At 55.6% G+C, this 14,728-nt stretch carries 15 protein-coding genes; 5 read left to right on the top strand and 10 right to left on the bottom strand.

Annotated features, from left to right (window positions below; all coding sequences use genetic code 11):
• Positions 1-19: 19 nt before the first annotated feature.
• Complete coding sequence (locus tag ABWV42_RS16100) at positions 20-1,063, bottom strand: transporter substrate-binding domain-containing protein (RefSeq protein WP_353341078.1); 1,044 nt, start codon at positions 1,061-1,063, stop codon at positions 20-22.
• Between the two features lie 547 nt (positions 1,064-1,610).
• On the opposite strand from ABWV42_RS16100, the gene ABWV42_RS16095 reads away from it, so the two are divergent.
• The 5 genes from ABWV42_RS16095 (at position 1,611) to ABWV42_RS16075 (ending at position 5,029) form a co-directional block, all read left to right on the top strand.
• A complete protein-coding gene (locus ABWV42_RS16095; RefSeq protein WP_353341077.1) occupies positions 1,611-1,952 on the top strand; it encodes a hypothetical protein in 342 nt (113 codons plus the stop codon).
• 95 nt (positions 1,953-2,047) lie between these two features.
• The gene (locus tag ABWV42_RS16090; protein WP_353341076.1) at positions 2,048-2,479 is read left to right on the top strand and encodes a c-type cytochrome; all 432 of its coding nucleotides are present in this window, start codon (positions 2,048-2,050) and stop codon (positions 2,477-2,479) included.
• 11 nt (positions 2,480-2,490) lie between these two features.
• Positions 2,491-2,832, top strand: a complete 342-nt coding sequence (locus tag ABWV42_RS16085; protein ID WP_353341075.1) for a copper resistance CopC family protein — start codon at positions 2,491-2,493, stop codon at positions 2,830-2,832.
• A gap of 2 nt (positions 2,833-2,834) precedes the next feature.
• Complete coding sequence (locus ABWV42_RS16080; protein ID WP_353341074.1) at positions 2,835-3,701, top strand: CopD family protein; 867 nt, start codon at positions 2,835-2,837, stop codon at positions 3,699-3,701.
• 8 nt (positions 3,702-3,709) lie between these two features.
• Positions 3,710-5,029, top strand: coding sequence for a multicopper oxidase family protein (locus tag ABWV42_RS16075; protein ID WP_353341073.1), 1,320 nt, complete (start codon positions 3,710-3,712; stop codon positions 5,027-5,029).
• 224 nt (positions 5,030-5,253) lie between these two features.
• Here ABWV42_RS16075 and ABWV42_RS16070 read toward each other — a convergent pair whose 3' ends face one another.
• The 9 genes from ABWV42_RS16070 to ABWV42_RS16030 all read right to left on the bottom strand — a co-directional run bounded on the left by ABWV42_RS16070 (position 5,254) and on the right by ABWV42_RS16030 (position 14,688).
• Positions 5,254-6,036, bottom strand: a complete 783-nt coding sequence (locus ABWV42_RS16070) for a hypothetical protein (protein WP_353341072.1) — start codon at positions 6,034-6,036, stop codon at positions 5,254-5,256.
• A complete protein-coding gene (locus ABWV42_RS16065; protein WP_353341071.1) occupies positions 6,033-7,100 on the bottom strand; it encodes a GSCFA domain-containing protein in 1,068 nt (355 codons plus the stop codon). Before ABWV42_RS16065 ends, ABWV42_RS16070 begins: the two co-directional genes overlap by 4 nt.
• 141 nt (positions 7,101-7,241) lie before the next feature.
• A complete protein-coding gene (locus ABWV42_RS16060; RefSeq protein WP_353341070.1) occupies positions 7,242-8,732 on the bottom strand; it encodes a tyrosine-type recombinase/integrase in 1,491 nt (496 codons plus the stop codon).
• A 74-nt stretch (positions 8,733-8,806) separates the two neighbouring features.
• Positions 8,807-9,448 carry a thermonuclease family protein gene (locus ABWV42_RS16055; protein ID WP_353341069.1) on the bottom strand — a complete coding sequence of 214 codons (642 nt, stop codon included), beginning with the start codon at positions 9,446-9,448 and terminating at the stop codon, positions 8,807-8,809.
• A gap of 709 nt (positions 9,449-10,157) precedes the next feature.
• Positions 10,158-10,874, bottom strand: a complete 717-nt coding sequence (locus ABWV42_RS16050; RefSeq protein ID WP_353341068.1) for an HAD family hydrolase — start codon at positions 10,872-10,874, stop codon at positions 10,158-10,160.
• The gene (locus ABWV42_RS16045; RefSeq protein WP_353341067.1) at positions 10,871-11,860 is read right to left on the bottom strand and encodes a quinone oxidoreductase family protein; all 990 of its coding nucleotides are present in this window, start codon (positions 11,858-11,860) and stop codon (positions 10,871-10,873) included. The genes ABWV42_RS16050 and ABWV42_RS16045 overlap by 4 nt, the downstream gene beginning before the upstream one ends.
• Before the next feature lie 30 nt (positions 11,861-11,890).
• On the bottom strand, positions 11,891-12,544 hold the full coding sequence (locus ABWV42_RS16040) for a DsbA family oxidoreductase (RefSeq protein WP_353341066.1): 654 nt from the start codon (positions 12,542-12,544) through the stop codon (positions 11,891-11,893).
• Between the two features lie 4 nt (positions 12,545-12,548).
• Positions 12,549-13,505 (bottom strand): ion transporter, encoded by a 957-nt coding sequence (locus ABWV42_RS16035; protein WP_353341065.1) that lies wholly within the window; start codon positions 13,503-13,505, stop codon positions 12,549-12,551.
• Entirely contained in the window at positions 13,498-14,688 is a 1,191-nt protein-coding gene (locus ABWV42_RS16030; protein ID WP_353341064.1) for a low temperature requirement protein A, read from the bottom strand. The genes ABWV42_RS16035 and ABWV42_RS16030 overlap by 8 nt, the downstream gene beginning before the upstream one ends.
• Positions 14,689-14,728 lie beyond the last annotated feature (40 nt).

The following is a 14,728-nucleotide window of genomic DNA, read 5'->3' as shown; positions in this document are numbered from 1 at the left end:
CTCCTGTTTTCACGTTGGATCAGTCAAGGATCGGCGCATAGAGCACGCCACCATGGCTCCACAGGTTGTTCAGCCCGCGATCCAGTTTATAGGGCGAGTTGGCACCGAGATTGCGATCATAGATTTCCGCAAAGTTTCCGGTGGCCGCGATCATCTCGCGCACCCAGGTTTCGCGCAAACCCAGACGCTCTCCGATGCCGGGGGTGGCACCCAGCAGGCGTGCCACGGTTGGGTTGGGCGGGTTGGCGGCCATTTCTTCGACATTTGCCTGGGTCACGCCGTGTTCCTCGGCCAGCAGAAGCGATGCCAACATCCAATTGACGGTGTCGACGAAGCCTTCGTCGCCCTGACGCATGGCTGCTGCGATCGGTTCGCTGGAGAGCTGGTCGTTCAGGATGATGTGGGCGTCGGGATTGTCGATTTCGGTTGCGCGTAGCACCGCCAGGTTCGGACCCCAGCCGGCAAAGGCATCACAGCGGTTCGCCAGATAGGCCGAGCGCAGTTCGGCTGCCTTTTCGTAGGACACCATGGTGTGTTCCACACCCAGCGTCTTTAGATAGTCTGCCACAATTCGTTCGATGGTGGTGCCAGCTTCGACGCAGACCGTGCCGCCTTCAAGGCCGGTGGCGTCGGTCACGCCCAGATCACCATGGGCCATCAGCTGGGTGCCGCCAAAGAAGTAAGGCAGCGAGAATTGCAGGCCCAGTTCTGTGTCACGGCCCATGGTCCAGCCAGTGGCCTTGATCACGATGTCTACATCGCCAGACTGCAACGAGGGGAAGCGCTGCGCCCAGCTCAACGGCACGATCTGCGCCTTGCCCGGGTCGCCTAGCACGGCGGTGGTCAGCGCCCGGCACAGGTCGATATCCAGACCTTTCCATTCATTCTTGTCGTTCACCTCTACGAAGCCGAAGTAGCTACCGTTGTGGCCCGAACACAAAAGCGTACCGCGTTCCTGGATGGTTTTGACGGTGGCGCTTTGCGCAAAGGCCTGAGTACCAGCGACCATCGAGGCAGCCACAGCACTCGCTGCGATCAGTATTTTTATGGATTTATGAAACATTCGCGTTCTCCCTATTGTTCCATATTTCAGCACAAGTGTATTGAAAAATAGCATGCCAAGCGTGTTCGGGATGAGTCAAGTTTTTTATTCTAGAGGAGGAGTAAGCGTAGCCGTCAGGGTTTGAACGAGCTCATCTGCGCTTAGGGTACAAAAACGGGGCGGTGCTCTTGGTGATTGGATCCAACTTGGCAATTGCAAATCTGCTTTATGGAGCGCGCAACAATCGCTACTGCAAAAGTGTTTTGTTCTTTCTGCATGCGGATTGCATTGACCTGCCACCTTCAACACTACCGGGCTATTTGTGCAGGAAGGTCCATCGAAAAACCGCGTACAAGCCAGTCATTCACTAGGATGCTGACCACGTTCGGAATTGGGCCGTGAGACGGCATTCCGTTGAATTGGGGAGCAACCGAATGCTGCAACGTCGCTCGAAGCTTGCAGGCCTTGCCCATTTTTTTCGCTGTTCGCGAAAACTATGGCTAACGTTGTATCAAGATTAGACTTGAGATAGCTTCGCATTGTGAAGTGCGATCATATCATAACTACAATGATGCGTGTTATCGCTCTGCTCCTGATCACGGGACTGGGCGGTCCAGCGCATGCGTTGTCGAATGACTGTGCCAACGGGCATTGTGATGACCACATGACCTCGATCATGGCGGAACATCAAGCCATGAACGTTTCGGGGGAAGCAGCAGGTAGCAGTGCGCACGGATCAAACGGAATGGAACATGAGGATTGCAATCCGTTCCTTTGCAATGTTCTCGCGCTCACCTCGATGTCGCCCGAAGCCGTTTTTGACCAATCCGCGACCACTTTAGCTTGGCAGGTATCAAGCCTGTCGAAGCTGGAAGAACCGGAAAATCCGGAAAGGCCACCTAACCTCTGAAACAGATTTCCGACGCCGTTCACGGTTGTGAGCGCGTTCCGATGTGCCGCGATGCACTTGCGGCCAGTCCCTGTTCCACAAGGTTAGGATATTCAATGAACCGAAAATATCTCTTGATCGGCGTATGCGCCGTTGCAGCCGTTGTTGCTTATGCTTTTCTACGTCCTGCCCCGGTAAATGAGGCCGGGAATCCGGCACCGCTTGAGGGCGGAGCTATAGTGGCTGTGCAAATGCCGCCAATCGAAGGAAATGCCGCAATTGGCCAGCGCATGTTCGAAAGCACCTGCATCTCGTGTCACGGCACAAACGCTGCTGGCGTTGAGGGCGCTGGGCCACCGCTGATTCATGTTATCTATGAACCCAGCCACCATGCTGACGAATCCTTTCAGCGCGCGGTCGCGGTGGGCGTCAGAAGCCATCACTGGCAGTTTGACGACATGCCACCGGTTGAGGGCCTGACCCGTGGAGATGTGGCCATGATCATCGCTTACATCCGCGAAATTCAGCGTGCTAACGGAATCAACTGAGGAAAAACCAAATGAAAAAACTGGTCACACTTGCATTGGTCTCGACGCTTGCCACCAGTGCGTTTGCACATTCCCGCGTCGACACCACAACACCAGAAAATGGCGCGGTAGTCGCCGAGGTTCCTGCCGAAATCAGCTTAGACTTCGCTGCCGATATCCGTCTGACACGCGTGGAGATGACCCATCAGGATCATCCCCCTGTCAGACTTGATCTTGGGGGGCAGACCAGCTTTGAGCGAAAATTTACGCTCCCGCTTCAGGGCATGGGTAACGGTATCTACCGCATCGAATGGCGGGGCTTAGGAGAGGACGGGCACGCTATGCAAGGCAAGTTTATGTTCACGGTGGATTGATCATGCCGGACATCTGGGGAATAGCGGCGATCCTTGCAAAGCTGATGCTCTATATCGGAGTTGCGGGATCAGTCGGGCTTGTGATCATTCAAGCCGCCTATGCCGATCTGGTGTCGCCTGTGAGCGATAGGATGCGCACGAGGGCAGCATTGTTTGCAGCTCTTGCGCTTGTTGCCGCTACCGTTGGCTTCATTCTGCGTGGTGCCGCCCTTACTGGCGGGGCCGATGGTATGACCGATCCCGAAATGCTGGGCCTATTGTGGCAGACGCCGGTTGGCAATGTTCTGACCTATCGGTTCGCGGGTGCAGTGCTGATCATCATTGGAGTATTCACTCCCCTTGTCGGCCAATGGATCGCGCTTGCCGGGGGACTGATCGCCCTTTGGTCATTTACGCAGATAGGGCATGTCCCCGAGCTGGAAACAACCGGTGTCCGCTTGCTCTTGCTTCTGCACCTTCTGGGCATTGCGTTCTGGATCGGTGTTCTTGGCCCGCTTCGTACCTTGTCGCGGTGGCCAGAGCACATCGCCAGCGCAGCCACCTTAGGGCATCGCTTTGGGCAAGCCGCTGCGGTGATAGTTCCCGGATTGATCTTGGCAGGGTTGTTGATGGCCTGGCTGCTGCTGGGCGACTTACGGTCGCTGGTGGCAACCGGCTATGGGCAAACCCTTCTGATCAAACTGCTGCTTGTAGGCGTGACCCTAACCCTTGCAGCCGCAAATAAACTCCGCTTCGTCCCCGCCATGCAAGCCAGGGACGACAAAGCCGCGCGCCATCTGGCGCGTTCCATCGAAATTGAAACTGCGGTCATTCTGGTGGTGCTTGCGGCCACCGCAACGCTCACCAGCGTTCTGACCCTGCCGAATTGAGGTATCCCATGAACAGGCGAGACTTCCTGATCACAACAAGCGCGGCTGCATTGTTTCCGCGCATCGCCGTTGCATCCGCGCCGGTGGAGCTGGTTGCACAGCCGGTCAATGCACAAATCCTTCCTGAAGGCGAGCCAGCGACTCCGATGCTTGGCTTCAACGGCGGCACACCCGGCCCCGTTCTTCGCATCCGTCAGGGCGAGGTCTTTGACATCCGTTTCCAGAACCAGATCGACGAAGGTTCGGCGGTGCACTGGCACGGCCTGCGTATCGAAAACGCGATGGACGGTGTGCCGGGGATGACCCAGGACGTTGTCGAAGCGGGTGGTGAATTCGAATACAGCTTTCGTGCCCCCGATGCTGGAACCTTCTGGTATCACTCGCACAACCGATCATGGGAACAGGTTGCCAAGGGTCTCTATGGCCCTTTGATTGTTGAGGAACCGACGCCACCCGATGTGGATCATGATCTGATCGTCATGATTGATGACTGGCGCATCACTGAAAATGGTGGGCTCGCAGACGGCTTCGAGAACATGCACGATCAGGCGCATCAGGGGCGGCTTGGCAACTTTGCCCGCGCGCTGGTGGAACCAGTCACGCAAGTCCGTCGCGGTGATCGTGTGCGGCTGCGGCTGATCAACGTCGCGACAGATCGGATATTCCCGGTAGAGCTTGAAGGTGTTGAAGGCAAGGTTGTTGCCTTGGACGGTATGCCGCTTGTTGACTTAAAGGAACTATCTCGCCTCATTCTCGCCCCGGCGCAACGCGCGGACATCATTGCGGATGTTACATCAGCCGACGCAATGAGCTTTGTATTTCCGACGCGAGACGGTCCATACCTGCTGGGCGAAATCGCGATTGAAGAGGAGAATACGACGCGAGCCCCCTCGGAGATTTCCGCATTGCCGCCAAACGAGGTAGCACAGCCTGACATGGAAAACCCGGTTTCGCTAACCCTCACCATGGAAGGTGGCGCCATGAGCCAACGCATGATGCAGGGTATGATGGGAAATGGCATTTGGGCGTTCAACGGCCAATCCGGCCTGACGGATACGCCGCTGCACAGCTTCGCACGCGGACAAACCGCGCGCATCCGTTTGGTGAATGACACCCGTTTCCCGCATGGGATCCATCTGCACGGACATCACTTCTTTGAAGTCGGGTCTGACGGCAGTCTGGGTGCTTTCCGGGACACCACGCTTGTGGATCCGGGCGGAACTCGCGACATCGTTTGCGTATTCGACAACCCTGGAAAGTGGCTGCTGCATTGTCACATGCTGGGCCATCAGGCGGCGGGCATGAAGACCTGGGTTAAGGTCATGTGAAACGTGTACTGATCCTTACTACATGTCTCGAAAATGCGACGCAGCGTGGATACGCCGAGGCGAATGGCGGCTAAGGGCCGGAAGCGGAAGTACGCTACTTTTGCGAACACCATGCCTTAGCAAAAAAACGAAAATGGACTATGAACTTAGATAGTGACAAAGAGAGCGAGTATGAGTTTCGCAACACTAAGTGAAGAAGTTCCTGGTCAATTCAACAGGCTTCATCACGGCATCAAATCCAAGAACTGCTTTCCCAGTGCAGCATTCCCGTGCAGAACATCTGATTTGGGCTGCTTCGAGTTTTGGCTAAGCCTTTTCGCACCTCGCATGACCTCCAGCTTGCTCAAGCAGCCACGCACGATCGTATTCTTAGGCTGAAGATGCAGACGCGAGTTGGGTATCGCCTCAAAAGCACCAATTAGTGCGAAGTTCAAAGTATCCGCCACTCCCGGTCCATCTCCGCGCTTGACGATACGCTTGATCTCAATGAGCTTTGAAGACTTATCTAGGACTTGTTCAGACGGGAATGGTTGGGGAACAAAGACGATAGGAACATCGCATTCGCGTCGGATTTCGGACGCAAGCTTGAAAGAAAAGCTGTTTCTAGCCAGATCGATTAATCCTTCTTGGAGAGCTTGGTTGGAAAGAAGGGGAGGTAGGTTTTCCCCATTTCCGGAAACAAGTTCTTGAGCGGCCTCATTCCCAGATGGCCATCCAGTGACAAGCTTATCACTCGACATGCGGGCCACGCTGAACACTGAGATAGACATGGCCACCAGAACAATCGCATCAAAGTCGGTCAGCGTTTGGGGTGTTCCGCTGCCCAATTGTTCCAATCGTTTTTTGAAGTCACTACTTACCGCGTGAATGCGCCCTTTGCTTACGTTTAGCTCATCGAGGCTTATTCCCGGTTTGGCAAAGGGAACCAGTTGAACTGATGCGGTGTTTTCCATGCTGGCCGCAATGAGTTTTGAAGTGTGAGAGTCGCCGATAGCCAATAGTTTCATTTTCTCGCGAATGCCTCCAGGAGCGCTTCCTCGCAAATGGCTTCGTCATCCACGCCATTATTATCTTGGGATAGTTCATCCCCCGTTTCTTCTTCTGCTTCCTGGACATCGGGGTGAGATGCGAAGAACACGGACATCACTGTTTCCACACCGTCCTTCGTCACAGTTCTCATATTCGGATCGTAGAAATGGCCGTGGTACGGCGTGCCAGTAATCATCTCATAAGAAGGAAAGTAGTCGACGTTTTCGTGCCGATTTGAAACTTCTTCTGCGGCTGCTCGTAGCACTGACTTGGAATATGTGGTTGCACGGAGAACGTGTAGACCCGTAGCCGTAGCCGTCAGCGGAACAGGGGAAACCGTCAATAGGACTCTGACCTTCTCCGAGAAGCTCTGGAGCTGCTCCACAATACATTCGAGATCCTCGATTGTGTCTCTGACACTCAGATTGAGGAAGGCGTGGCGAGCTGGATCATACGTGCCAGCGATTACTCCTGGGGCTGTTGGAAAGACAATGCCGGTGGGCACATCTACCCAACATTCGGTCAACCCCAACGTGAACACCATCACATCTATCTGTTTGAATAGATCCTGCAACTTGTGAAGGTGGCTGATCCTGTGCGCTATCAGCTCACTTTTCGTTCCAAAGCCGTGAGGTTCAACATTGGGGCGAAGGGCATCAAAGTAGCGACCTGACTTTTCCCAAATGGCGGCATCGTGAACAGTGGGCGCAGCGGTGTCATCCAGAAGCTGCAGGAATTGGCGAGCGGTATAGACGTTTCCGTAGCGTGCCGAGAAGAGTCCGTAGCCGAAACGCTTGGCGGTTTCCGGAAGCATCAACTTGGGTGTGGGCTCTACGTCTACGAGGACTAGGTTCGAAGCTCGAACATACCTAGCAACATTCTGAGCGAAGCAACTGCCAGCCGTGGCCACCCGCATATTTGCTTCGAGATTGAACTTAGGCTGAAACAGATCAAATGTCAGGAAGGTATCGTCATTTCTGGCGTTTCGCCAAAAAGAGCGATCCGGCAAATCGCAATATGGAAGCTGTACTGGCAAACTCACTTCGAAATCTCACAATTCTACTTACAATTTGCGCCCCTTCCTGATCGATAGGCTGCCAGGTTCAGTCGACATTTTTTGGGTCAAAACTGGGCGAGTTTTTGTTGATGCCCCTCGCGGCTCACTTCCGAACGCCTCACCGACCTACTTCTCGACTGCATCAAAGACCTCTAAGACGTCTTGGTGAGTATGCACTCTTGACCTTAGAGGAGTTGTGCAAGTTTCTGGAATGTGCGCGTAGTCTCGCCATTCTTTTCTCTGAACTGTCTGCCACAGCTCATCCAAACGAGGTTTCATCTGCTTTGAGAGCGCTTTGTTGTTGGCGCTAAGGCTCGAAAAACAATGCCGAACTAATTGCTCTCGGTGGTGTTCCGCAAAATGGCCATAAGTTTCGATGACAGTTCGAGTATTGGAATGCCCCAGTTGTCGCGCAACCATATCCAAAGGAACGCCAGATCGCACAAGATCACTGGCATACGTGTGGCGCAGGCCATGAAACACCAGGTCTTGAGGCAGTTCAGCTTCTGAAACAGCTCGACGGAACAAGTTGGTATGGTGTTTCTTCCAGACCTTGCCAGTATCGGTCCGAAACAACAGATCTCGCTTCGCTTTGCCTTCACATTGGGAAAGAAAAAATGCCATGCCTTCGTCTGGTAAAAACACAAACCGAGCGGGGCTTCGCTTGAAAGCGCCAACATAGACGCCAAAGCCAATGCGTCCGACGTCTTCTACGGTCATTCGTGAGAGCTCCCCAACTCTGCACCCCGTATACAGAGAGGCCAAAACCAGCTTCTTGAGGGCAGGAGTGCAGAACGTTAGCAATCTGTGACACTCATCCCGATTCAGGAAAACTCTACGAGCTACGTGAACGACGGAAACGCGCTTGAGGCTGCGAAACGGTCGTTCAGATTCGATTTTTCCGCAGTCCCATGCATAGCGGAACGCCATTTTCAGGATCGTGACGAGAGCGTTGAATGTCCTCTTTCGTTTGATCACCTCAGCGGCACTGAGTTCAGTGGGTGCGATCTTCTTTCTATATGCGGAGAACCCTTGTTTAGGAGGCGTGCTCAGGACGCGTACTGCCAACTGCTTCAAGTGCGTCGCGTTGAAGTTTTCAAGCGGGATGTGGAGGAACCAGGGAACCAAGTGATAGTTAATCATCATCAGGTTGTTGTAGTGCCCGCCTTCCGACCTCGCGATTTGCGTCCACTCTGTATAGTCTTTGAGAGCGTGGCCTACGCTATAGACGTCCCCAATTGGACAGAAATTGACCTTTGTTGTTCTGCCCTTTGGCCTCGCAGTGGAAGCGAGAGAACGCACGTTTCCCGTTTCAAACCATTCGAAGGCTCGTTGCAAAGCGACTTCAAAAGATACCTGCCCTCTGCCCGAGTTTAATGCCGGTCCAACGCACTTCTGCTTGTACTTTCTGTCTTTCGTTAAGATTCGAGCCGTCCAATTGCAGATTCTATTGTCGGGCTTGTGAATTCCAATGTGTCGGGCCGTTTTGATTGAATACCAGAAGGGTGTGTCCCGGAAAGGCAGGCTCTCAATGTATGATTGATCTATGAAAGGGCAGTCGTCAGCATCTTCGAATGAATAGACTTCTACAGGCAATTCAAAGTGATTGGTCGACACGATCTTTCCTCCAGAACAGAACTCAGTGGAAGTATTCTACACGGTCGAGATTTACCGGCCGCCGTAGAGCTGGATCAGTACCAATGAGGTGCTCGCCATCCCGCAGCGATCGCCTCAGCCTCTGAGCAAAACCAGCGCTCGCCCTTTGCAGTGGATATTCTTGTTCGCTCGTACCAGGGTGACCACGGAGCATGGTAAATTCGGCCGTTTTTCGAGATATTGCCTTTGATTGGACATCCGTCAGGAGCTTTTTGGCTCGCGGTGGCCCAGCGCCGTTTTCGGTACTCCCAAGGCGGCTGAAAGCTCCCCCGCCAAATACCCAACTCTCGTTTTTGCGCTCTTCGTTCGTCTTCCGCGTATTGCGTGGAATACTTTAGGAATGCCCAGGCGAAACCGCTGCTTACCATCCATTGGCCAAGGTTCACCTCGCCTACAAAACAGTCGGCGATGGTTCTTCCAAAGGCATCCTCCGAAATTGCATGGCAAACGATTGGACCGCTTACTGACAAGGCCCCCATGGCCTGTGTCGCGGCCTTTCCACAAGCCCAGTCACCGCACCTTTGGCCATGTTCTGGGGCGTCGATGCCGTTTATGCGGTAGGTCTGCTCCCCGATGACCAGTGTGTCTCCGTCAATCACTCTCACCTGGGCCGATGTGGCGGTGCTGAGCCCAACAAATGTGATCCAAATAGCTAACCAGAAACCGACGCTGCTCATTGAAAAAAACAAATTTACCCTATTTTAAGAGTTTGATCCAAAACTGGGAGACTCCACGGATTTGAAGGTAGCTCACAATGGACCTAAATCGCTTTGAAACCAATCAGGAGAGAGAGCTGAAAGCAAGAATGCAAATTCTAGAAGAGGCGCTTGCGGAGTATGTTCAGCGTTATGGGTGGACTGCGAAGACTAGAGAACTGTTTCTGGGGGGCAGGATTGTGAGGGATTGTCGCTCGAAGGACTATACCAAAACTAAGCCAGCTATTTAGGAATGTTGGCGCAGAAGGCCATCGTACGGCCTTTTTTGAGAGGGGCAGGTAGGTACATAGTTGAAGCGGTGGAAAGCTCAGTGGCGAAAGATGGGGAGCTTGCTAAAAAACAGCAAGACTGCTGGGGCGTTAGGTACTAGTTCGGAAAGGGCGGGAGGCGGACTTTCGCTGCGAAGAGGTCCAAGGTCCGCTAACCGCAACGGTGCGGCCCTTTGCTCTTGCAGTTGTTGCTGATGCAGAAAGAGGCCAGGGTGATCAGAGACTGGCAAAGCGGGAAGTTCTCTCTGCCGGTTGGCGATGACAAGGAGTTCATCAAACTCCCAAGATAGCCTCGAAGCGTCTGGACGGTTTCCGCGCCACTATCCGGGTGGCGTGGAAAGCCTGCATTGGCCGAACGATGTCAGCATACTTTGTCCCGATCGCAGCAAATTGGGTCAGTTTCAGGTAGCACTCAGTTGAATCGCGAGGTCGGTGAAACTGTCCACCTCCAGATCATAACCGCCTTCGCCCGCAACCTCTGAACCGGTCTCGCCCCATTCCTCCGGGCGGCGGATAAGGGCTGTCCGGAACCCGACATTGCGGGCGGCGTCCAGATCGAAGGGATGGCAGGCGACCATCAGGCATTCGGGAGGATCCAGTTGCAGCAAGGTGGCAGCACGGGCGTAGGACTCAGGCAAGAGCTTGTAGACACCTAAACCTTCGCAGGACAGAATCGCATCCCATATCAGACCGCTCCTGCGTGAGCTATCGATGATCAGCCGGTAGGACAGGAGCGTGAAGGACGCCACAATATAGCGGTTTCGCAGGGCGGCCAGGCCGGGTTGGACATCCGGCCAGGCGGTGAAGCTATGCGGCGCACCCCAGGCGATCGCGCGGCGGTCAGTATCGTCGAAGATGTCCAACCCCTCATCGGCGAGCAGCGTGTCCAGACAGAACCGATGTGCCTCGTCGAAATTATAGGCCGGCGGGCCGGCGCGTCCGAGATCAAGCATGGCTTCCATGCTGCGGCGTCGCAGCTCGTTGGTCAGCGAGCCCCAGTCTCGGGTGATCCCATGGCGCGCGCCGGCCGCCGCGAATGCCTCGCGGAATCCGGTGTGCCAGTCGAGCACAGTGCCACCGGTGTCGAAGGTCAGGGCTTTGATACCTGACAGGCTCATGGGATCAGCACCGTCGCGCCCAGGGTCTTGCCGGACTCGATGGCTTCATGTGCCTTGACCGCGTCCTTCAGCGCGTATTCGTAGTTGATGTTGGCATCCAGAATGCCGTCACCAATGGCCTTGAACAGATCGCGTGCGGTCCATTCCAGATCGGAACGCTTGGCGACGTAATGCATGATCGCAGGACGCGTGATGAACAGGGACCCCCGGCGGCCTAAATCCTGGATCACGTCGATGGGATCGGGCGGACCCGACACATGGCCATAGGCCGCGCAGACGCCCATCAGGCGCAAACTGTCCAGGCTGTCCTGCAACGTGTCCTTGCCGATCGCCTCATAAACAACGGCGCAGCCTTCGCCATCGGTGACGTCCCGGACGACGTCGACAAAACTTTGCTGTGAGCGGACGACAGGGTAATCACAGCCTGCCGCGCGGGCGACCTCGGCTTTCTCTTCAGTCGAGACCGTACCCACCACGGTTGCTCCAAGCGCCTTGGCCCATTGGCACAGGATCAACCCCATGCCGCCCGCTGCCGCGTGGACGAGGATCGTATCGTCCGGTTGCACGGCATAGGTGCGGTGTAGCAGGTAGTGTGCCGTCATGCCCTTCATCAGCAGCGCGGCGACCTGTTTGTCATCCAGCCCTTCGGGCAGGTGCAGCAATTTGTCGGCCGGGTAGTTACGCACCTCGGAATAAGCTCCCAAAGGCGGAATGCCATAAGCAACGCGATCCCCGGTCTTGAAGTCGGTCACGCCATCGCCCACGCCTTCCACAATGCCCACGCCTTCAAAGCCGATCACCACCGGTTCATTCGGCACCGGCCACGGATGAGAGATGCCGCCGCGGTGATAGGTGTCGGCATAGTTCACCCCCACCGCGGTGTGACGCATGCGCACTTCACCCGGTGCCGGATCAGGTACGTGCCAGTCTTCCCAGTTCATGCAACTGGGCGGGCCCTTCTTGTGGATCACTTGTGCTTTTGACATGGTAGCTCCTCCCTTGGTTTGTGCTTGCCCTCAGACGGCTTGCGCTGGCTGCAGCTGATTCAGGATATTGGCATAGGTCTCTTCGCCCTGCGCGCCGGTGACGAGATGTTGGCGGTTGAAGATCATCGCGGGCACGCCGGTGACGCCGCGAGACGTCCAGAGCCGCTCTTTCTTTCGGACGGATTCAGCGCGCTCGCCACTTTTCAGCATTGCACAGGCCGTGTCGCGATCGAGACCAATACTGGCGGCGACATCGGCGAGAACATCCACATTGTTGAGATCTTCTCGCCGGGTGAAGAACGCCGCGAACAGCGCCAGTTTCATGTCACGTGCACGGCCCTGATCTTCAGCCCAGTCAATCAGTTGGTGGGCGCGAAAGGTGTTCACCATCCGCATGTCGTCGGCATAGTTGAACTCGAACCCAAGTGCCGCGCCCATCTCGGTCAGGCGCGCCCGCGCCTTGATCGAGCCTTCCAGCGTGGTGCCGTATTTCGCGGCCAGATGTTCGCGCAGGTTTTCGCCTTCTTGCACCATATTGGGGTTCAGCTCGAACGGGTGCCAATGCACGTTAATGGCCACTCCGGTTGCATTGGCGGCATGTGCCAACTGGTGATAGCCAATGACGCACCAGGGGCAGACGACATCAGACACGATGTCTACACGAAGGGGGGTAAAGGCGCTCATCTATTCACTCCATAGATTTAGAAACTTGAAGAGACCGACCGCAGGCTGGACACACGTCCTGACGCGCCTGTGTTTCGGTTCGAACTTGTTCGTGAATGTGGCTGGCTGCCCGACGGGACAGGCCCAACTCCTTGCGCAGGGCTTCTATCGATGCCTGCTCCTCTGCACAAATCGTGCCATCCTCCAGCGCAAGGCGAAACTGGGCTTCGAGGCTGGCACGGCGGCGGTGGAGTTGGTCGTTCAGGCCGCTTGCAATGATCCCGGCAGGCAACGCGGCCATGCCGATCCCCACGATGGTGATGATAGCGCCGAAGATCTTGCCTGCGACCGTTACTGGCGTCACGTCGCCGTAGCCCACGGTCGTCAGCGTGGCTACCGCCCACCACATGGCAGAGGGGATAGAGCCGAAAGCCTCTGGTTGCGCCTCATGTTCGGCCAGCCAAGCCCCACTGGAGGCAAAGATCAGCATCAGAACAAGGATGAAGAAACCGGCCAGAAAGGCCCCGGCTTCTTCCTCGAACACCGCCAGCAACATGCCCAAAGCAGGTGAATATCGGGTGAGCTTAAGAAGGCGCAGCATCCGAAGCGTGCGCAGTATTCGCAGATCCAGAGGAAATAGCATACCTAGCACCGCCGGCAGGATCGCCAGTAGATCAACGACAGCCAGCGGGCTGGTGGCCCAGTCCCGTCGCGACCGAACCTCAGGGTTTTCGGAGGCCACCCACAACCGAGCCAAGTATTCGGCAGTGAACACCAGGAGCGACACCGTCTCGAACAGGTCGAACGCAAGCTTCCAGCGCGCATAGATAGGCGCGACCGTCTCGAGGATCACCGCACCGACATTCAGCGAAATGAGTGCGATCAGCGCGATCTCCAGCAGCAGCGGGCCATCGGCGTTTCGGTCGGGCCGCTCGAGCCACCAATAGACCCGGGCCCGTAGTGTGGGACTGGCTTCAATCATTGCGGAAGGTCATCCAGGCTCGGCTGACCGGGACTACGATCTGCGAAAACAGCGCTGTGCCCCACAGCAAGTTAGCCACCAGAGACGGCACATGGGGCACCGCAAAGTAAGTGCCGATTGCGCAAAGGATTCCGAACAGGCGCACGTCCCCTCGGCCAAATCTGGACGCGACGCGATCCTCGATGATCTGACGTAATACCCAAAGCATGGCGATGTATCCGGCCAACCCGAAACAACCGATGGCGGCGTATTTGACCGGGTATGGATCCCAGAAACCGACCTTGACCTCAGCCGCAAGCGCCACGCCCACCATCACCCCGCAGAGCATCAGCACCAGATGTGCCAGCCACCAGATGACAATGGTTGCGGGCTTGTTGTCCTTGGGTTTGGCATTGCCGACAAAGTCGAAATAGATCCAGCACATCACGAACATCGACACGCCGCCGATCACGAAATTGACCAGCACGTCGGGCGTGACCTTGTATATACCTTTCTCGGACAAGGTTATGACCAGCTTGAAAAAACCTTCTCCCAGAACGATCAGCGTCAACAACGCAAACCGCTCGGACATGTGTCCAAGGCGCGGGGCAAAACGATCAAACCGCAGTACGCTGATCCGTGGAATCATGTAGACCAATTGGGTGGTCACCATAGCCGCCGCAAAAAACCAGTAGGCCAGGGGTTTGGGCAAGAATGCCGTTGCCGCGAAAATCGCGGCAAAGATCAGAAAATTGCGAATGTGTTCGTTGCAGAACGATTTGCTCGCGGCGTTGGTGCGACGCGCTCGGAAATACAGGGCGGCCATCAACAGGCGATTGGCCGCGAAGCCCAGTGCAAAGAACGTCCAGCCTTTGCCATCGATGGCCGGGATCGCGGCGGCCATGAACATAACGGTACAGATCATCAGTGACATGATGATCCGGTGCCAGAAATCGGTGCTGACATAGATGGAGTTGAAGATGCTTAGCTCACCCCAGGCATACCAAAGGGCAATGAAAACACCGGCAAAGGTCAAAAACCCTTGCAGGTCCAGATGATCCGACAGGTAGTTCCCCAAAAGGAAGATCGTCACCACATGGATCAGATCATAGAACAACTCGACCCAGTGGACGTGGTCATGGGTGTTCTCAAGATCGTGGTGATGCTGTGGTTTCCGCCACATCGGATGATCATTCAGGGCCATGTCGGGGTCTTTCTGCTATTGGATGGCCCGCCCCAACCGG

Origin of the sequence: Pelagimonas sp. KU-00592-HH, from assembly GCF_040369695.1 — a bacterium.
Taxonomy (GTDB): Bacteria; Pseudomonadota; Alphaproteobacteria; order Rhodobacterales; family Rhodobacteraceae; genus Shimia.
Note: the sequence above shows the minus strand (reverse complement) of the source record. Positions and strands in the feature narration are given on the sequence as shown.